Genomic DNA, 18,178 nt, shown 5'->3' on the forward strand with positions numbered 1-18,178 from the left:
TTTGCGCGAACCCCCTAAAAAGAGGGGCCGACGCAGGGTGGGGCAAGGTGAGCAAAAACCAGGTTTTCAATGTCCCCAAGCCGATTTCTCGGCTTGCGCGAACCCCCCTGGGTTTGGCTGCTTGCTTGGGGTTCGCGCATTCTTAGCCCCCAGATTACACCACCCTGCACGGATCGTGCAGGCCCCCCATCGAACCTGGGGGCATGAAAAAGAATCTTGTATGGTACATCGCGACAACAATACTGGCAGTTTTGCTTCTGGGTTGGCTTGGTTTGGACCCTGTGAGCGAGCCTTTTTGGGTAGAGGGAGATATGCCCAAGGTGGGCACGGGGGGCTAGAGTAAAATGAGAGGAGGGTGAAGCAAAGACCTTTCAGCGACCTTGCCCTAAGCCTGCCTAGCTTGCTGGAGAACGGCCACCACCAGATGGCCCTGAAAATTCTCCAGCAGGCTTTTGATGCTTGTCAGACCTACCAGCAAAGCCGCGATTTTCTAGCGCTTTTGCAAGGCCTGCCACAATCGTTTTGGCAAGCACCAGATAGCGGCAAAATCTACCTGCAAGCCCTTTGTCGTGCTCGAGAACCCAAGAAGATTCTAGAGTGGTTCCAGCACAATTCGGCCAGCCCTTGCCACAAGGTTTATCAGGGTTGGGCTTTGGTGCGCAATCAGTCCTACCAGGAAGCCCTGGACGTTTTGCAGCAAGCCCAGCCCGCAAGCGACATGGACTGGGGTATTTTCTACCGCAGCCAGGGCGAGGCGCTTTTTTGGCTGGACCAGCCTGGATGGCGCGAGGTACTCGAGCAGTCCAGAGCCCACCTGCGGGGTGGGGCCTTGGGGCGGATGCTGCTCGACCTGGGCACTTTCCTGCACCAGCAGGGAGACCGCTCTGCGGCGCGGGTAGCCTGGGCCGAAGCCATTAGCTACCTCGAGCACGACCCTTTTTACCTGGCCTGGGCTCACGATGCCCTAGGGTACCTGCTTTTGCCCGAGCAGCCCCAGGAGGCCGAAACACACCTGCTCAGGGCCCTCGAGCTGAGCAAAAAAACCGGTGCGCGGGCTTTTCGTGCCAGGGCCCTAGCTGGCCTGGGGGCGGTGCGGCGCAGCTTGGGGGAGTGGCAACGGGCTTTGGACAGCTATCAGCGGGCCTATCGCACTGCGCAAGAACCAGACGACCAAACCTTGGCCCTGTGGGGCTGGGCTTTGGTGCTGCGGCTGATGGGCCAGCCCGAGGAAGCCCTGGCCAAGCTGCTTCAGGCCCAGCGGCAAAACCCCAAAGCCCAGTGGCTCGAGGCCGAGATCGCTGCCGCCCGGCTGATGCTGGGCCAGACCCTAGCCCCAGCCGAACTCGAGGGCCTACCCCAAAAGGTGCACAGTGAGCGGGGCAAGGTGCTGGTACAGGTCTTGCAAGCCGAACAAGCCCGTCGGCAAGAAGGGCCAGAGGAGGCCCGCCGGCGGCTGCAGGGCCTGGCAGTGCAAACCTTATGGGCACGGGAAGAGTTAAGCTGCTTTCCTGCGTTGGCCCGGTTGCTCCAAAGCCAAGGGACACTGCGGCCCCAGCAAAATCATGTCTGGGTCAAACCCTTTGGCCGCCTGGCAGTACGGGTCAATGGGCGCGAGGTGCCCTTGGCCGGGGTGAGCAAGGCGGGCGAGTTACTGGTGTATTTGCTGGTGCAAGGCCGGGAGGCTAGCCTCGAGGCTCTTGTGGAAGACCTGGGCAACCCCCAGAGCAAAAACCCGCGCAAGGCCCTGTGGGAAAACATAGACAAGCTGCGGGCTGCATTGGGCTGGAAGGAAAGCGTTCAGGTGGTTCGTGGGGTATGCACCCTCGACCCCCAGGCCCGCTGGGAGTGCGACCTAACCCCTCCGCCCGATGTCTTCGACCCCTCCCAGACCTTCATGGCGGGCTACTACAGCAACTGGGTGGAAGAGTACCGCCAGCAGTTCATGGTGGTCTAACCCGGTTTGGCTTGATAATGTCCGGCTCATATTTTATGAGTACGAAAAATCTGTATTAGCAAAATGGATGAGAGCTGGATGGGCCGTGCCAAAATGAACAACAAGCTATGGTGCAGCCCGAGGAACCCCACTTCAGCCTTCACCAATCCAAAGCCCTGCGGCTTTTGCGCTTGCTGGAGCTGTTGAAGCAAAAGCCCTGGAAGCCCGCCGAGCTGCGGGCCGAGCTGGGGCTGGGGGAGCGGGCCATCTTCGACTACTTGCAGGAAGTGCGGCTGCTGGCCGAAAGCCTAGGCCAGCGTCTGGTGCACGACCCCTTGCGCAGCACCTACACCCTCGAGGTCGAGGAAAAGCTCAGCCTGACCGAGGCGGTGGTGGCCCATATGGCCGTGCGGATGCTGGCCCACCACTCGCCAGGTAGCAACAAAGCCTACCAGGAAGCCCTGCGCAAGCTGGCCCAGCGCCTGCCGGAGCCGCTGAAAAAAATCGCCCTGCAGAGTACGCAGGCTTTGGCTGAGCGGCCAGCCAGTCTTAGTGGGGCCAACCTCGAAACCCTTACCCAGGCCTGGCTCGAGCGCCGGGTGGTGGCCTTCGACTACCAGCTCCCACAAGGGCGGCTTTTGCGGGGGGAACTCGAGGTCTACTTCATCGAGGTTTCCCGGGCCAACATGGCGGTCTACGTCATCGGGCGGGATCGGGCCTATGGCCGGGGCATTCACTACCTGGAAAGCCTCAAAGCCTACAAGCTCGAGCGCATCCAGCGGGTGCGCCTTCTAGATGAAACCTACACCATCCCCCACGACTTCGACCCCCAGGCCTACCTCTCTACCGCCTGGGGCATCGTGGCGAGCGAGAACCCCTTGGTGGTGCGGCTGAAGTTCGCCCCCGAGGCGGCCTATCGCCTGCGCGAGGGGGGGTACCCCAACCTGCGCATCTTAGAGCAGCTCGAGGGTGGTAGCACTCTCGTAGAAATTACCGTTGGCACCGACGATTCTGGATTCCCCCTCGAGCTGCTGCCTTGGATACAAAGCTGGGGGCCCCGGGTGGAGGTGCTGGAGCCTTCTAGCCTGCGCGAAGCCTGGCTGGCCGAGGCCCGCCTGCTGCTGCAGCAGTACGACAGCTCAGATTCGATGAAGCCCAAAACCTACTGGGCCCACAGCCACAAAGACCCCCTCCGCTGGCAACCTTTGAAGGAGCACCTGGAAGCAGTAGCCAGACTGGCCGCCCACAAGGCCCAAGCCTTCGGCGAGGCCAAACGGGCCCGGCAAGCTGGTCTGCTACACGATCTGGGCAAGTACGGCGAGGCCTTCCAGCGCCGGCTAAGGGGCCAGGAAAAAGGCCTCGACCACTGGTCGGCGGGGGCCCATCTGGCTCTTTTCGAGTACCGCGACCCTGGGGTGGCCCTGGCCATCCAGGGGCACCATATCGGGCTGCACAGCGGGAGCAAGGATAGCCTAAAGGAGATGCGGCTCAAGGAGAGTGGGGAGGGCTTCCCGCCTGAGCTACGCCTGAGCGAGGGAAACCTCGAGCAGCTCAAGGCCCGAATGACCCAGGACGGCCTGGCCCTGCCCCCGCCCTCCGAGGAACGTGTGCCCCTACCCACCAGCGCCGCAGCCATGCTGGATACCCGCATGCTCTTTTCGGCCCTGGTAGACGCCGACTACCTCGACACCGAGCAACACATGCAAGGCCCGGTGCGGCCCAACCCGCCCCCTTTGCAGGCGGAAAAAGCCCTAAAAAAGCTCGAGGCCTACCTGGAAGAACTTGCCCACCAAGAGCGCATTCCTCCTGCCATCCGCCACCTGCGCCAGCAGGTCTCCCAGGCCTCGGCCCAGGCCGCCCAGGGGGAGGGCCGCCTTTTCACCCTCACCGCGCCTACCGGCCTGGGCAAAACCCTGGCCATGCTGCGCTTCGCCCTGGTGCGTGCGGTGCGCGACCCGCGCATCCGGCGGGTGGTGGTGGTGCTGCCCTACCTCTCTATCCTCGACCAGACCGCAAAAATCTACCGCGACCTCTTCGACCAGGACAATTTCGGCCCCAACTACCTGCTGGAAGACCACAGCCTGGCCTACCGCCCCCTGCGTGAGGGATCCTCCGACGAGCAAGACCTAGCCGAGCGCGAGCGCCGCCTGCTGGTGCAAAACTGGGAGGCTCCTATCGTCCTCACCACCCATGTGCAGCTTTTGGAAAGCCTGCACGGCCACCGGCCCGGGGCCTGCCGCAAGCTGCACAACCTGGCGGGCAGCGTCCTGCTCTTCGACGAGGTGCAGACCCTCCCCACCCACCTGGCCGTGCCCACGCTCAAGACCCTGGCCCACCTGGCCAGCGAGAAGTACGGGGCGGTGGTGGTCTTTGCCACCGCCACCCAGCCGGCCTTTGAGGCATTGCACGACAAGGTAAAGGAGGGCGAGCCAGAGGGTGTGGGCTGGCAGCCAAAGGAAATCCTACCGCAGCCCGAGGCCTTTTTTGCCCAAACCCAGCGGGTGCAGGTGGACTGGTGGCTGGCCAAGCCCACCCCCAACCCCTACCTGGTTACCCTGCTGGCCGCCGACGAACAAGCCCTGATGGTGATGAACCTCAAGCGGCAGGCCCACGCCCTCTTCCGGCAGGCCCAGGCAGAGGGCCTGGAGGGGCTTTTCCACCTTTCCACCGCGCTTTGCCCAGCCCACCGCCTAGCGGTGCTGGAGGAGGTACAAAAGCGCCTCGAGGAAAAAGCCCCCTGCCGCTTGGTCTCTACCCAGGTGGTGGAGGCCGGGGTGGAGCTCGACTTTCCGGTGGGCTACCGCGCTTTGGCCCCCCTCGAGGCCATCGCCCAGACGGCGGGGCGGGTTAACCGGCACGGCCACTATCCCAAAGGCTGGCTGGTGGTCTTCCTGCCCGAGGATGAAGGCTACCCCGACCGGGCCTACCGGCAAGCCGCCCAGCTCACCCGCGCGCTTCAGGCCGAAGGGGCGCTGGGGCTAGAACCCGCCACCTTCCGCCGCTACTACCAAAGCCTCTACCACCTGCAAGCGGTGAGCGACCCGGAGCTCGAAGCCTGTATCCAAACCCAGAACTACGCCGAGCTGGCCCGGCGCTACCGGCTGATTGAGTCGGCAGCGGTCAACGTGGTGGTCCCCTACAACGCCGAGGCCAGAGCCCTGATGGACGAGGCCCGCAACCAGGGCATCGGGGCCGACTGGGTGCGCCGGGCTAGGCCCTACGCGGTGCCCTTCTTCCTGCCCAAAAGCGGCCCCCCGGCTTTTTTGGAGACGGTTTTCCTGCGCTATGGGGCCGAGGCCCCGGACTGGTTCTTGTGTCCGGACGACGCCCGCTACGACGCCCAACTGGGCTTCACCCCAGAGGAGGGGCTGGGGATGGGCCTGGTGATATGACTCGGTGGTTTGGCCAAGGTGGGGTATGTTTGCCAGCAAAGGAGGAGCCATGCGAAGGTTTACCTTGGAAGTCTGGGGCGAGTTGGCCTGCTTTACAAGGCCCGAGTTCAAGGTGGAGCGCTTTAGCTACCCGCTCATTACCCCCAGTGCGGCGCGGGGTATTTTCGATGCCATCTACCTCGAGTTCACCGGAGGCCAGCCCGCCATGTACTGGCAGCTCGAGCGCATCGAGCTACTGGAGCCGGTGCGCTACATTGCCCTGATGCGCAACGAGGTGAAGGAGAAGATCAGCGTCCGTGCGGTGCAAGGCTGGATGAGAGACCCCAGCTCGCTCGAGCCCCTCTACGCCGACGCCACTCGGGAAGACACCGGCCAGGACACCAAGGGCCGCACCCAGCGCCAGACCATGGCCCTCAAAAAGGTGCGCTACCGCCTCACCGCCTACGCCGTGCTCTACCGCGAGGACGCGGCTTTGCGCCAGAAGATCGAGCACAGCTTCCTTCGGCGGGCCCGCGCCGGGCAGTGCTTCTACCAGCCCTACCTGGGCTGCCGCGAGTTTTCCGCCTACTTCCGGCTGGTGGAAGAAGGCGAGGCCGCGCAGCCCTACCCCCACAGCGAGCGGATCGGCTGGATGCTCTACGATGTCTTCGACCTTTCCCGCCCCAACGCCCCGCTCAATCCAGACCGCGGGGACAAGCCAGCTATTAGCCTTTTCGAGGCGGTGGTGGAAAACGGGGTGCTCGAGGTGCCGCCGTACCACAGCCCGGCGGTGCGCAAGGCCAAAGGAGGGGCGGCATGATTGCCCCCTTGCTGGACTATGCCCAGCGCAAAGGGCTGGGCCAGCAGGCTGGCCTAACCACCAAGGAGATCCGCTGGCTGGCCGCGGTGAGCCCCCAGGGGCGCTTCACCGGGCTTATCCCGCTGGGGCAGAGCAAAGCGGCCCCCGACCTTTCCCTGCCCGAGATGATTGGTCTTCCGGGCTTTCTGCGGGCCCAGGGGCATGCGGTAGAACAGGCCGCCCACTTCCTGGCCGAGACCTGCGCGGTGGCTTTTGGCCTGGCCGAGAAGGACGCCCAGGGCAACCTCAAAAAACCCGAAGAACACCAGAAAAACCTTCAAAAACACCAGACCTTCCGCCTGCTTATCGGGCTGGCCGCCCAGCAGGTGCCTATCTTGCAGCCGGTGCACCAGGCCCTCTCCGATGCTGCCGAGATGGATCGCTTCCTAGAGGTGCTCGAGGCCCAAAGCCAGAAAAGAGGCGCAGAAAAGCTCAGGCCCACCGATAAAATCTCGTTCTTTGTAAACGGCCTATGCGTTCTGGACGACCCCTCCTGGCAAGCCTGGTGGCAGCAGTTCCGCCAGCAGGCTTTCCCTGCCAGCCAAACCGCCCAAATGCGCTCTTTTGCCAGCGGAGCGCACGTGGCCCCGGCCCCGACCCACCCCAAGGTCACCAAGCTGGGGGGCAGCGCTTTTGGCCATGCCCTCATCACCTACGACAAGGAAGCCTTTGAGTCGTATGGCCTGGGCCAAGGGGAAAATGCCGCGGTGGAGGAGGCTGCTGCAGTGGCCTACCGCGCGGCGCTGGACAGCCTGCTCGAGCGCGCCCAAACCCTGGGCGAGATGAAGGTGGTGGTCTGGTACGACCGGGAGATTCCCCCCGAGGACGATTTCTTCCGTGACCTCTTCGAGCCCGGCAGCCCGGAAGCCGCCGAGCTTTCCGCCCTCGAGCGGGCCCGGGCGGTGCTCGAGGCCTTCCGTAGTGGCAAAGCCCCGCCCAATCTCTCGAATAGCCGCTTCTACGCCGCCGCCATGAGCCCAGCCTCGGGCCGGGTGATGGTACGGGACTGGCAGGTGGGCTCGCTGGAGGATTTCGTGGCCGCGGCACTAGCCTGGTTCGAAGACCTGCGCATCACCAACCTTGCCGGCTCCAAGGAGGCCAACCCACCGGGGCTCAACCGGCTTCTGCTCAGCCTGCAACGCCCCAAGCTGCCCAAGCAGAACTTCGACGACTATCTAAAGCCCATCAAGCAGCTCCAGGTGCCCCTCTGGCGCGCCGCCCTCAACCCCCAGCGCCCCATTCCCTACGCGGCCTTGGCCAAGGTGATGGAGTCGCACACCGCCGAGGTGATGAGCGGGGCCTTTCACGAGACCCTGGCCAGAGCCGACGCCACCCTAGGCCGCATCTACGCCCGCATGGGCCTGATTAAGGCTTACCACAACCGCAAAGGAGGTTACCGCATGAGCCCCAACCTCGACCCCAACCACCCCAGCAAGGCCTACCACTGTGGCCGCCTGATGTGCCTTTTAGCCCAGGTACAGGAGGCTAGCGCCGAGTCGGAGATCAACGCCGGCGTGGTGCAGCGCTACTACGGCGCGGCCAGCAGCACCCCTGCCTTGGTGCTGGGCCGGCTAACCCGGCTTTCGCAGCACCACCTGGCCAAGATGGCCAAGGACAGGCCCGGCCTGGCCTACTGGTTCAACAGCCAACTAGCCGAGGTCTGGAACGCCCTGGGCAAGGACCTGCCCCGCACCCTGAGCCTAGAGGAGCAAAGCCTGTTTGCCCTGGGCTACTACCAGCAGATGGCCTACAACCGCACCAAGCAAAGCGAGGAGAGCAAGTAAAGGAGGCCCCGATGAGCACCCCCATCCAGAACCGCTACGAGTTCCTGCTGCTGTTCGACGTGAAGGACGGCAACCCCAACGGCGACCCCGACTCCGGCAACGCCCCCCGGGTGGATCCCGAGGACGGCCACGGCCTGGTAAGCGATGTGGCCTTGAAGCGCCGCATCCGCAACTACATCCAGACCGCCTTTGATGGGCAAGCAGGCTACGCCATCTTTGTCCAGCACAGCACCAACCTCAACCGGCCCATCTTCCAGGCCCACCAGGAGACCGGTGGCTTTAGCGGCAGCAAGACCAAAGATAGGGTGGAGAAAGCCCGAGAGTGGATGTGCCGGAACTTCTACGACGTGCGCACCTTTGGCGCGGTAATGAGCACGGGGGCCAACGCCGGCCAGGTGCGCGGCCCGGTGCAGATCACCTTTGCCCGCAGCCTCGACCCCATCTTCCCCGCCGAGTTCAGCATCACCCGGGGGGCGGTGGCCGAGGACGTCAAGAACGCCAAGACCCTGGAAGACTACCTGCGCTGGGAGGCCGAGCAGCCCGAGGACAAACTGCGCACCATGGGGCGCAAGAGCCAGATTCCCTATGGCCTGTATGTTGCCAAAGGCTTCATTAGCGCCCACCTGGCCCAACAGACCGGCTTCAGCGAGGACGACCTCAAGGCCCTGCTCAAGGCCCTGTGCAACATGTTCGAGCACGACCGCAGCGCCAGCAAGGGGCACATGGCCACCCGCCGGCTCTACGTCTTCAAGCACGTGGGCAACGGCCACCCCAACAACGCCGAGCAGAACCGTCGCCAGGCCATGCTGGGCTGCGCCCCAGCCCACCGGCTGCTGGAGTTGGGCCAGGTGGTGGAGGTGCGGCGCAAGGATGAGTCCCGCCCGCCCCGGGCCTTCTCCGACTACGAGGTGCGGGCTGAGGCCAGCAGGCTGCCCAAAGGGGTGCGGATGCTGGAGCTCGAGGCCTGGGATGCCGAGCACTACCAAAACGGCTGGATTGGGGGCTAGGCCATGCCGCGCCGCATCGGAAGAGAAGCCCCTCAGCTCACCCTGAGCCAGCCCACCGTTTGGACGCTCAAGCTCCGCACCATCACCCCCATGTTCGGCGGCAGCGCCACCCCGCGTGAGGTGGATGCAGAGAACCCCGTCCGCGCGGCCAGTGTGCGGGGGCACCTGCGGTTTTGGTGGCGGGCCACAGCGGGGGCCAAGTACGGCTCGCTCGAGGAGTTACTCGAGGCGGAGGAGCGCATCTGGGGCAGCGCGCAGCAGTACGGCAGGGTGGCCCTGCGGGTGCTCGAGCAAGCTGCTGGGGAAAGCAGAAAACCCTCGGATCTGGTACCGGACAAAGGAACGGCGCGAACCGGGCCCATGGAGAAGTTTTTCCTCCACCCCTTCAACCCCAACCAAAGCGAGGGCCTACCCGAGGCCAGCGGGCTTTTGTGGGTGGCGTTCACCCTGGAACTCGACGTAGCCCGGCTTAGCCCGGAGGAAACAGCGCAACTCAAGACCGCGCTGCGGGCCTGGATTGCCTTCGGGGGGGTAGGGGCGCGCACCCGGCGAGGCTTGGGGGCGCTCGAGGTGCTGAGCGATGCCTCGGAGTGGCTGCCTGGTAGCCCCAACCAGATCAAAGACTGGTTTGCGGCTCCACCCATAGCCCAGCCCCAACACACCACCCTGGCCGGGGCGGTGGTCTATCTGGGGCGGCCCCCCAAGCCCAACAACGCCGACCCCTACAGAGGCCACGTCGCCTGGCGGGAGTTAGGCCGTTTCTGGGCCCGCTTCCGCAAGGGGCATTTCGTGGAAGACCCCAAAACCGGCCAAACCATGGCCTACACCCCCATGGCCGGGGGCAAGTGGCGCGACCACAAAACCTTGCTGGCGCTAAACCGCAACCAAGAGCAGATCGCCCTGGCCAAGCCCTACCTGGGGCTGCCCATCGTCTACCAGCGCTTGGGGAACAGCTTTAGCGGCACCCTCGAGGCCCTTCACCCCCAGGGCAAGCGCATGGCCTCGCCGGTGATTCTCAAGCCCATCGCTTTTGCCGACGGCAACGTGCGGGCTGCGGTGGTTGTGCTCCGGGCCCCGGTTCCTGAGCAAATCAAGATCGGGGAGCAGAAACTGAAGCTGCAAGTCCCCGAGTATGACCCCGTGCTGGAAGCGCTCGAGGCTGAGGACGTACTGGAAGCGGTTTGCAAAGCCGCCCGCCGTCAGGGTTTTAGCCAGGAGGTGCGCCTATGAACCACCTCCTCGCTATTTCCCTCGGCCCGGTGCAGGACTTCATCGCCGCCGCGCGGCGCACCGCCGACCTTTACGCCGGTTCGCAGATCCTCCAGGAGCTGTGCAAAGCTGCCGCGCAAGCCCTGCATGCGCGAAGGGCCGAGCTCATCTTCCCTTCCAACCCAGAAGCCAACGGGGCCAACAAGATTCTAGCGCGGGTGGGGGCCGACCCAGAAAAGCTGGCAGAAGCGGCCAGGCATGCCGCCCAACAGCGCCTGATGGCGCTTTGGCAGGAGCACACCAAAGGGTTTGCACACAAGATTGACCTCGAGCGGGCTAGGGCGCAGCTCGAGACCTTCCTCGAGTTCTACGCGGCCTGGCTACCCCTGCCCGACGGCCAGTACAAAGAGGTGCGCCAGGAGGTGGAACGCCTCTTGGCCGGGCGCAAGGCCCTGCGCGACTTTGCACCGATCGACCAGGCCGATGCCGGGGTGCCTAAGTCGCCCTTAGACCCCTCGAAGGCCGCGGTCATCCAGCCCAAGGACTGGGAAGGGGTGAGCATCGCTACTCCGGAGGGCTACCGGCCTTTGCGCATCAAGCCTACCGAGACCCTGGATGCCCTCTCGCTGCTCAAGCGCCTCTACGGGGCTAAGCAGGGCGGCGTGGTGGTGGACACCCGTACCATGGCCCGCCGGGCCTGGAACCCCGAGGCCCGCCCCGAGGAGCGCTACGGCGAGGACGACGACCACATCCAAGAGCCCCAGCCCTACTTCGCCGTGCTGGTGGCCGACGGCGACTGCATGGGCGCGCTGATCAGCCAGCAGGAAGACCCAAAGGCCCACCGCCAGCTTTCCGCCACCCTGGATGCCTTTGCCCAGCAGGCGCGAAAAATTGTGCCCAGCTACCGGGGCTTCATGGTCTACTCCGGCGGCGACGACGTGCTGGCCTTTTTGCCGGTGAACCAGGCGGTGGCCTGCGCCCAAAAGCTGGCCGAGGCCTTCAGCAGCCAGGTGAGGGGCACTCTTTCGGCGGGGGTGGCCATCGTGCACTACCGCCAGCCCCTTTCGGAGTCGCTTCAGGCCGCGAGAGAAGCCGAGAAAGAGGCCAAAAAACAGGGCCGCAACCGCCTGGCAGTCGCCCTGCACACCCGCAGCGGCAACCCCCTGATGGTGGTGCGCCCCTGGGCAAAGCTGGCCTGGGAGCCGCTGGTGGCGGCCTACCAGGCCGGGCAGGTCTCGCGCGGCCTGGCCTACGAGCTGGCCGAGCTGGCCCAGGTCTGGCCCGACGACCTAGACGCCGAGGCCCTGCAGAAGGAAGCCCAGCGCATCCTAAAGCGCAAGGAGGGCCAGGGCATCGAGATTCCCTCCCTAGGTGGCCCAAAGGATTTGTTGGATTTCGCCCACCAGCTCATCATTGCCCGCTTCCTGGCGGGCCTGCCCAGCCCCAAGGAGGAGGACTATGCCTGAGCGCATCGTGGAGGTTCAAGCCCTCACCCCCCTGCTCTTCCGCGACGGGCGGCCTTTTAGCCTGAGCGAGGGTAGCGAGACCCAGGCCCGAAGCCTCTCACTGCCCCTACCCAGCACCCTGGCCGGGCTGGTGCGTACCCAGGTGGGTCTGGCCCAGGGGGTAGCCTTCGACCAGGACGACAACCACCCCGCCCTGCAAAACCTGCACGGCCTGCCGGTGTACGGGCCGCTTCTGGTACAGGGCGACACCTTTTTGTTCCCCGCCCCTAGAGATGCGCTGATCTATCAGGGGGAGGGTGGGCCGGAGGTCATAAGCCTAAAGCCCTACCGCCTCGAAGCGGGGGGGTGCGACTTGCCCGCGGGGCTATGCCCCTTGCGGGTGAGTGCCGATGTCAAGCCGGAGGAAGGCTACGCTCTTTGGAGCGGTAGCGAGATGGAAAACTGGCTTTTGGGCAGGCGCTGGGTGCCCGAAAAGCGAGAGGGGCTGCCAAAGGAACGGCGTCTACACGTCTCGATCGACCCCGCAGCGGGCCGGGCGCGGGAAGGGCTTTTGTATGGGGTGGAATACCGCAGCCTCGAGGCCGGGCTGAAGGAGTACCGCCTGCGGGTACGGGCCAACCTAGACAGCCCCCTCGAGCCCATCGGCTACCTGGGCGGGGAGCGCCGCCCGGTGCGCCTGCGGGTTCACGAGGAGCTGAGCCGCTACTGGTTCGACTGCCCCTGCTCCATCAAGGAGGCCTTTGCCCAGTTCGACCCGCAAAAGCAGCTGATCCGCATGGTGCTGGCCACGCCCGCCCTCTTCGAGCAGGGCTGGCGGCCTGGTTGGGTGGAAAGGTTTGGCCAGCCGCACCTGCCCAGGGGCTTGGGCAAGGTGAAGCTCAGGCTGGTGGCGGCGGCGGTGGGCCGGCGGGAGCCGGTCTCGGGCTGGCGGATGCGCCTGGGCCAGCCCAAGCCGGTGCGCTGGATGGCCCCGGCGGGCAGCGTGTACTTCTTCGAGGTTTTGGAGGGGCCGGCCAGCGCGGTGCTGGAAAGCTGGCTCAGGCCCGTGAGCGACAACGAGCAAGACCGCAAGGACGGCTTCGGCCTTGCGTTGTGGGGGGTAGGAAGCTATGCAGACCAAATTTAGAGCATTTTTCCTGCAGGCCCTGACGCCGGTGCACCCCGGCACCGGCCAGGACACCTCGGGCACGGTGGACCTGCCGGTGGCCCGGGAGAAGGCCACCGGCTACCCGGTGATCCCCGCCAGCAGCCTCAAGGGGGTGCTGCGCAATGGGCGGGGCCTGGAGGTAGCCGACGACTCGGCGGAGGCCCGGCGGGTGCGGGCCATCTACGGCTTCGCTGGCCGGCGCAAGAAGGAAGACCAGGAAGAAGACCTGAGCCAGGCCGCCCGCTTGAGCCTGACCGACGCCCGGCTCTTGGCGCTACCCGTTCGCTCCTATGCCGGCACCTTTGCCCTTATCACCTGTCCGCTGGCCCTTCAGCGCTGGCAGCGCGACGCCGAGGCCCTGGGCTTGTCGGCTGAGCTGCGCTGGCCCGAGCCCGAGGGCACCCAGGTTTTTGTGGATGGGGAGACCCTAGTGCACCAGGGGAGGGTCATCCTGGAGGATTTGGACCTCGAGGTCGCCGGAGGCACCGGCGGCCTGGCCGCAAAGCTCAGCCAGCTCATTTTTCAGCGGGAAGAACCCTACTTCACCTCACGCCTGGCGGTGGCGAGCAGCGATGTGTTCGGCTACTTCTGCCAGAATGGCCTCGAGGTCATCGCCCGGGTGCGGTTGGAAGAACAGACCAAGACCGTCAAGCGCGGGGCCCTCTGGTACGAGGAGGCCGTGCCCGCCGAGGCCCTCTTTGCCTTCTTCGCCCTTTCCCCCAACGAAGAAGACTTTACCGAACTGACCCAGCACCCTGTTTTGCAGCTCGGGGGCGAGGCCAGCGTGGGGCGGGGCCTGGTGCGCTTGCTGGAGGGCCGGGTATGAAGGGGTACACCCGTAGCCAGCGCGACCTGCGGCTGGCTTTGGAGAAGGTTCTGGCGGTGAAACGGGCCTATCCCGATACAGACCCGCAGGGCACCAAGGGCCGCTACCAGGCGTTGTGCCAGGACTTCCCCGTAATGGTGCGGAGCATGGGCCTGGCCCAGGCCCTGGCCTTTGCCCAGGCCAAGAAAGGCGGGAACGAGGGGCTAGAACAGGCCTACACCCTGCTTTTGGAGCACGTGGCTGCGGTGCTAGGGGTGGCCCCAGAGCGACTCTTGGACAGCGTGCGAGAGGCCGATGCCCAAAGCTACCTGCACCAGACCCGGCGGGTGCTGGAGGCCTGGGTGTTTTTCAAGCGGATGGCCGAGGGCCAGCTTAGCGAGGACTAGGAGGGCCAAAATGCGCGCCCACCTGCCTAAAACCCCCCCCAGCCACGCTGGCCTGGCCTTGCAGCGCTACCTGCCGGCCCTGGGCGACGAGGGGAGGGCTGCGCGGGCGCTGCTCGAGGGCATCCAGGATAGCCCCATCTCCCCCGATTACAGGGGCTTCTTCGAGCGCTGGAAAGAGGCCCTAGAAGGCATGGGCGCGGTCTTCCTCGAGGCCACCACCCGCACCCCTCTGGCCATCGGCCTGGGCAACAAAAGCCCGCTGGAAAACGGCCTGGCCATCCACCACACCTACGGGGTGCCCTACCTGCCGGGGAGTGCGATTAAGGGTCTGCTGCGTCGGGCTGCCGACAAGTCAAACCTGAGCAAAGAACAAAAAGACGTGCTATTTGGTGAAGAGCCTGACCCAAAGCGCAAGAGCCAGGGCAGTGCAGCCCATCTGGTCTACTGGGACGGCTGGCTTGACCCGACGAGCAGCCAGCCCTTTCAGAAAGACGTCATCACCGTGCACCACCCCGGCTACTACGCAGGCGGCAAAACCTGGCCCACCGACTTCGACGACCCCAACCCGGTGGCCTTCCTGAGCGTGCGGCCCGGGGTAAAGTTCCACCTGGCCCTCTCCAGCCCCGACCCCGAAGCCACAAGCTGGCTCCACCTGGCCGCCGAGCTTTTGCAGTACGGGCTACAGCACCTGGGGTTGGGGGGCAAGACCAATGCCGGATATGGCTATTTCACCCTCAAGCTGCCAGAGCGGCCTAAAAGCCAGGCCGAGCAGGGCGAGGCGCTGTACCAAACCTACCGCCTGCGCATTGAGCGTATTAATGGTCGCAACGCTGCTGGTGAGGCGAGCTGGTTCAAGCAGGAGCTGAGCAAACACCCCCCAGCCGTCCGGCGCAAGACCCTCGAGGCTTTGCTCAAGCAGCTAGAAGACTGGCGCTTGCAAAAGGAGGCCTATTACCAAAGCCTCAAACAACTCCTGGAGGAAGCGTGAGCACCGTCATCCTCACCACCGTAGGCACCAGCCTGCTCGCCAACGCTCGGCGGGAGGGGTGGGTGCAGGACAAGGAAATTCTGGCCTTCCTCGAGCGCGACCCCAAGAAAGCCAGCGCGGAGATGAACGCCCTCTTGCGGATTTGGCAGAAGGACGACGAGGTGGTTTGGCTGCACAGCGACACCGAGGAAGGGGCCCGGGCCGCCGCGTTGCTCGAGCGCTTCTGGCAGCAACAAGGGGTGCCTTGCCGCCGGGTTCGCATTGCGGGCCTGGCCTACGAGGCCCAGGGCTTTGCCGATTATGGCCTAAAAAACTTCGTGCGCACCCTGGCCGGCGAGGTGCGCAAAGCGGCGCGCGAGCAAAAAAAGGTCATCATCAACGCCACCGGCGGCTTCAAGGCCGAGATCGCCTACGCCACCGCGCTGGGGCTGGTTTTCAAGGTGCCGGTCTGCTACATCCACGAGATGTTCCAGGAGATCGTGACCCTGCCGCCCTCGCCCTTTGGCTGGGATAACACGCTCATCGCCTGGAACGAGGGCTTTTTCGACTGGATTGACGCGGAGCTTCGCCCCACCGCCGAGGTGCGAAGCCGGGCCGCCCGCATGGGCGAAGAGGTAGAGGTGCTGCTCGAGGACACCCCCGATGGCTACACCATGCTCTCGCCCCTGGGTCAGGCCTACTACGAAGCCTTCAAGGCCCAGCTCGAGCAGGCCCAGTCGGTGCCCATCTACTTTTCCCCCAAGGCCAGGCGTACCTGGGAGGGCCTCGAGCCCGCGGTGAAGGAACGCTATCGCCGGGTTTTAGAGCGGCTCCGCCTGCCCAACCGCACCAGCCAGAGCGAGTTCAAAAGCGGTGGGGGGGATGCCTTGGGCTTCCCCAAAGGCCAAGTGGACGAGCGGGTGTTCTATGCGGAAAAAGAGGGGGGCCTCTACGTCTTTGCCCTGACCCATCACGGTGCTGAATACGACCGGCTGTGCCGCGAGGGGCTGTACTGGCGCGACCACCCCCTGCACGAGTTCACCCCCTGGGAGGGCTAGGCTCTACGGATTTCTGTATTTGGCGAGGTATTCCATGTACGAATGGGATTTGGAGACCTACCAGGCCCCCACACCACCCCCCCTCGAGCCCATCCCCATCAGCGCCTTAGCCCAGTATGCCTACTGCCCCCGCCGGGCCGGGCTAATCCTGCTCGAGGGCCAGTGGGCCGATAACGAGTTCACCCTGCGGGGAGCTCGGGCCCACGAAAACGCCGACCTTCCCGCAGGCTTACTGCGCGAGGGGGTGCGGGTGGAGCGGGCTTTGCCCATCTGGTCGGAGCGGCTGGGCCTGGTGGGCCGGGCCGATGTGGTGGAGTTTGTGCAGGGAGTGCCCTACCCGGTGGAGTACAAGATAAGCCGGCAGTGGCCGCAAAAACTGGCCCGCCAGGCCGCCGAGGTGCAGCTTTGCGCCCAGGGGCTTTGTTTAGAGGAAATGTTCGGCCAGCCGGTCCCGGAAGGGGCCATCTTCAGCAAAACCAGCCAGCGCCGCCGGGTGGTGCCGCTTTCTCCTGAGCTACGGGCCCAGACCTTGGCCACCCTCGAGGCTCTACGCAAGCTGCTGGCCCAGGAAGCCCTGCCTAAGCCCGCTGCCGACGAGCGCTGCCGCTATTGCTCGCTGCAATCCATCTGTATGCCCCACCTGCCCCAGGCCCTGGCCCAGTGGCGCCCCGCCCCGCTATGACCCAGGAACTGCTCAACACCCTGTACGTGCAGACCCAAGGGGTCTACCTGCGCCTCGAGGGCGATACGTTGCGGGTGCAACACGAGGATGTAACCCTGCGCAACGTGCCGCTGCATCACCTGGGCGGGTTGGCGGTCTTCGGCAATGTGCTCATCTCGCCCTTTTTGCTGGCCCGCTGCGCTGAGGAGGGCCTCGAGGTCTCCTGGTTTAGCGAGTCGGGCCGCTTCCAGGGGCGGCTTTCCGGGCCGGTCTCGGGCAATGTGCTGTTGCGGCGGGCCCAGCACAAAGCCCTCGACAACCCTTCGGCCACCCTACACCTGGCCCAGCGCTTTGTGGAGGCCAAGCTGCGCAACACCCGGCTTGTCCTGCAGCGAGCGGTGCGGGAGCGGGGCGAGACCCCTGCTTTGGCCGCAGCGCTTCTCGAACACGAAGCGGCTTTGCGCCAGCTCCCCCAGGCCCGCACGGTAGACGAGGTGCGGGGCCTCGAGGGCAACGCCGCTAGCGCCTACTTCGCTGCCTTCGGCGACCTGTTGCTTTCGGGCGAGTTTGGCTTCGAGGGCCGCAACAAACGCCCCCCGCGCGACCCGGTGAATGCACTACTAGGCTTCGTGTACGCACTACTGACCACCCAGTGTACGGCAGCCCTAGAAGGGGTGGGCCTCGACCCTCAGGTGGGCTTCCTACACGCCCTACGGCCTGGGCGCAACGCCTTGGCCCTCGACCTGATGGAGGAGTTCCGCGCATGGTGGGCCGACCGGTTAGCCCTGGCCCTGCTCAACCGTAAACAACTAAGCCCAGAACACTTTGAAGAGCGACCAGGCGGAGCAGTGCTGCTGAGCGATGAGGGGCGCAAGCAGGTGATCTCTGCTTTTCAGCAGCGGCGCCAGGACGCCGTGCAGCACCCCCTGTTCAAGGAGCCGGTGCCTATTGGGCTTCTGCCCCACATCCAGGCCCGCTTGCTAGCCCGCTACCTACGGGGCGACCTCGAGACCTATCCCTCGTTTTTGGGAAGGTGAGGCATGGAGCGGCTGGACATTCTGGTCACCTATGATGTCAACGTTACCTCGGACGACGGCCAGGCCCGGCTGGCGCGGGTAGCTAAAATTTGCAAGAACTACGGCCAGCGCGTGCAGATGTCGGTGTTTGAATGCCGGGTGACCCGGGCCCAGCTTGAGGAGATGGAAGCCAAACTGCTCAAGGTGATAGACCCAGACACGGATAGCTTGCGCATCTATACCCTTCTGGGTGGCCGCGACCGCTGCCTGCGGGTGCATGGACAGGATCGGTACCGCGATTTCGACGATCCTCTGATAATATAGTCTCAACGCGCGAACCCCAAGCAAGCAGCCAAACCCAGGGGGGTTCGCGCAAGCCGAGAAATCGGCTTGGGGACATTGAAAACCTGGTTTTTGCTCACCTTGCCCCACCCTGCGTCGGCCCCTCTTTTTAGGGGGTTCGCGCAAATGGCCTCTTGAGTGCCGGC

Annotated in this window: 15 protein-coding genes; all 15 read left to right on the top strand. The window is 64.9% G+C overall.

Going from position 1 to position 18,178, the window contains the following annotated elements:
* The first annotated feature begins 355 nt into the window (after positions 1 to 355).
* The 15 genes from G552_RS0110600 to cas2 all read left to right on the top strand — a co-directional run bounded on the left by G552_RS0110600 (position 356) and on the right by cas2 (position 18,014).
* Positions 356 to 1,954, top strand: a complete 1,599-nt coding sequence (locus G552_RS0110600) for a tetratricopeptide repeat protein (protein ID WP_027883013.1) — start codon at positions 356 to 358, stop codon at positions 1,952 to 1,954.
* 107 nt (positions 1,955 to 2,061) lie between these two features.
* Positions 2,062 to 5,325: a CRISPR-associated endonuclease Cas3'' gene (locus G552_RS0110605; protein ID WP_027883014.1), complete on the top strand. Its 3,264-nt coding sequence runs from the start codon at positions 2,062 to 2,064 to the stop codon at positions 5,323 to 5,325.
* Between the two features lie 49 nt (positions 5,326 to 5,374).
* Positions 5,375 to 6,124 (top strand): type I-C CRISPR-associated protein Cas5c, encoded by a 750-nt coding sequence (gene cas5c / locus G552_RS0110610; protein ID WP_027883015.1) that lies wholly within the window; start codon positions 5,375 to 5,377, stop codon positions 6,122 to 6,124.
* Positions 6,121 to 7,947, top strand: a complete 1,827-nt coding sequence (gene cas8c / locus G552_RS0110615) for a type I-C CRISPR-associated protein Cas8c/Csd1 (protein WP_027883016.1) — start codon at positions 6,121 to 6,123, stop codon at positions 7,945 to 7,947. The genes cas5c and cas8c overlap by 4 nt, the downstream gene beginning before the upstream one ends.
* A gap of 11 nt (positions 7,948 to 7,958) precedes the next feature.
* Positions 7,959 to 8,954: a type I-C CRISPR-associated protein Cas7/Csd2 gene (cas7c, locus tag G552_RS0110620; protein ID WP_027883017.1), complete on the top strand. Its 996-nt coding sequence runs from the start codon at positions 7,959 to 7,961 to the stop codon at positions 8,952 to 8,954.
* A gap of 3 nt (positions 8,955 to 8,957) precedes the next feature.
* Complete coding sequence (cmr1, locus tag G552_RS0110625) at positions 8,958 to 10,184, top strand: type III-B CRISPR module RAMP protein Cmr1 (protein WP_027883018.1); 1,227 nt, start codon at positions 8,958 to 8,960, stop codon at positions 10,182 to 10,184.
* Positions 10,181 to 11,629 carry a type III-B CRISPR-associated protein Cas10/Cmr2 gene (gene cas10, locus G552_RS0110630; RefSeq protein WP_027883019.1) on the top strand — a complete coding sequence of 483 codons (1,449 nt, stop codon included), beginning with the start codon at positions 10,181 to 10,183 and terminating at the stop codon, positions 11,627 to 11,629. The genes cmr1 and cas10 overlap by 4 nt, the downstream gene beginning before the upstream one ends.
* On the top strand, positions 11,622 to 12,755 hold the full coding sequence (cmr3, locus tag G552_RS0110635; RefSeq protein WP_027883020.1) for a type III-B CRISPR module-associated protein Cmr3: 1,134 nt from the start codon (positions 11,622 to 11,624) through the stop codon (positions 12,753 to 12,755). The genes cas10 and cmr3 overlap by 8 nt, the downstream gene beginning before the upstream one ends.
* Positions 12,739 to 13,602, top strand: a complete 864-nt coding sequence (gene cmr4, locus G552_RS0110640; protein WP_027883021.1) for a type III-B CRISPR module RAMP protein Cmr4 — start codon at positions 12,739 to 12,741, stop codon at positions 13,600 to 13,602. Before cmr3 ends, cmr4 begins: the two co-directional genes overlap by 17 nt.
* Entirely contained in the window at positions 13,599 to 13,988 is a 390-nt protein-coding gene (cmr5, locus tag G552_RS0110645; protein WP_036270678.1) for a type III-B CRISPR module-associated protein Cmr5, read from the top strand. The genes cmr4 and cmr5 overlap by 4 nt, the downstream gene beginning before the upstream one ends.
* A gap of 10 nt (positions 13,989 to 13,998) precedes the next feature.
* On the top strand, positions 13,999 to 14,976 hold the full coding sequence (gene cmr6 / locus G552_RS0110650) for a type III-B CRISPR module RAMP protein Cmr6 (RefSeq protein WP_027883023.1): 978 nt from the start codon (positions 13,999 to 14,001) through the stop codon (positions 14,974 to 14,976).
* Positions 14,973 to 16,013 carry a putative CRISPR-associated protein gene (locus G552_RS0110655; RefSeq protein ID WP_027883024.1) on the top strand — a complete coding sequence of 347 codons (1,041 nt, stop codon included), beginning with the start codon at positions 14,973 to 14,975 and terminating at the stop codon, positions 16,011 to 16,013. Before cmr6 ends, G552_RS0110655 begins: the two co-directional genes overlap by 4 nt.
* A gap of 34 nt (positions 16,014 to 16,047) precedes the next feature.
* Entirely contained in the window at positions 16,048 to 16,695 is a 648-nt protein-coding gene (gene cas4, locus G552_RS0110660) for a CRISPR-associated protein Cas4 (protein ID WP_027883025.1), read from the top strand.
* Positions 16,692 to 17,711: a type I-C CRISPR-associated endonuclease Cas1c gene (gene cas1c, locus G552_RS0110665; protein WP_027883026.1), complete on the top strand. Its 1,020-nt coding sequence runs from the start codon at positions 16,692 to 16,694 to the stop codon at positions 17,709 to 17,711. The genes cas4 and cas1c overlap by 4 nt, the downstream gene beginning before the upstream one ends.
* A 3-nt stretch (positions 17,712 to 17,714) precedes the next feature.
* A complete protein-coding gene (gene cas2, locus G552_RS0110670; RefSeq protein ID WP_027883027.1) occupies positions 17,715 to 18,014 on the top strand; it encodes a CRISPR-associated endonuclease Cas2 in 300 nt (99 codons plus the stop codon).
* Positions 18,015 to 18,178: the final 164 nt, after the last annotated feature.

The sequence above is a fragment of the Meiothermus rufus DSM 22234 genome (genome assembly GCF_000423425.1).
Lineage (GTDB): Bacteria > Deinococcota > Deinococci > Deinococcales > Thermaceae > Meiothermus > Meiothermus rufus.

Coding starts and splice junctions, on each gene's coding strand:
- cmr3 (WP_027883020.1), top strand. CDS start 11,622: ATGCCTGAGCGCATCGTGGAGGTTCAAGCCCTCACCCCCCTGCTCTTC.
- cas8c (WP_027883016.1), top strand. CDS start 6,121: ATGATTGCCCCCTTGCTGGACTATGCCCAGCGCAAAGGGCTGGGCCAG.
- G552_RS0110605 (WP_027883014.1), top strand. CDS start 2,062: ATGGTGCAGCCCGAGGAACCCCACTTCAGCCTTCACCAATCCAAAGCC.
- cas2 (WP_027883027.1), top strand. CDS start 17,715: ATGGAGCGGCTGGACATTCTGGTCACCTATGATGTCAACGTTACCTCG.
- cas10 (WP_027883019.1), top strand. CDS start 10,181: ATGAACCACCTCCTCGCTATTTCCCTCGGCCCGGTGCAGGACTTCATC.
- cmr5 (WP_036270678.1), top strand. CDS start 13,599: ATGAAGGGGTACACCCGTAGCCAGCGCGACCTGCGGCTGGCTTTGGAG.
- cas7c (WP_027883017.1), top strand. CDS start 7,959: ATGAGCACCCCCATCCAGAACCGCTACGAGTTCCTGCTGCTGTTCGAC.
- cmr4 (WP_027883021.1), top strand. CDS start 12,739: ATGCAGACCAAATTTAGAGCATTTTTCCTGCAGGCCCTGACGCCGGTG.
- cmr1 (WP_027883018.1), top strand. CDS start 8,958: ATGCCGCGCCGCATCGGAAGAGAAGCCCCTCAGCTCACCCTGAGCCAG.
- cas5c (WP_027883015.1), top strand. CDS start 5,375: ATGCGAAGGTTTACCTTGGAAGTCTGGGGCGAGTTGGCCTGCTTTACA.
- cas4 (WP_027883025.1), top strand. CDS start 16,048: ATGTACGAATGGGATTTGGAGACCTACCAGGCCCCCACACCACCCCCC.
- cmr6 (WP_027883023.1), top strand. CDS start 13,999: ATGCGCGCCCACCTGCCTAAAACCCCCCCCAGCCACGCTGGCCTGGCC.
- cas1c (WP_027883026.1), top strand. CDS start 16,692: ATGACCCAGGAACTGCTCAACACCCTGTACGTGCAGACCCAAGGGGTC.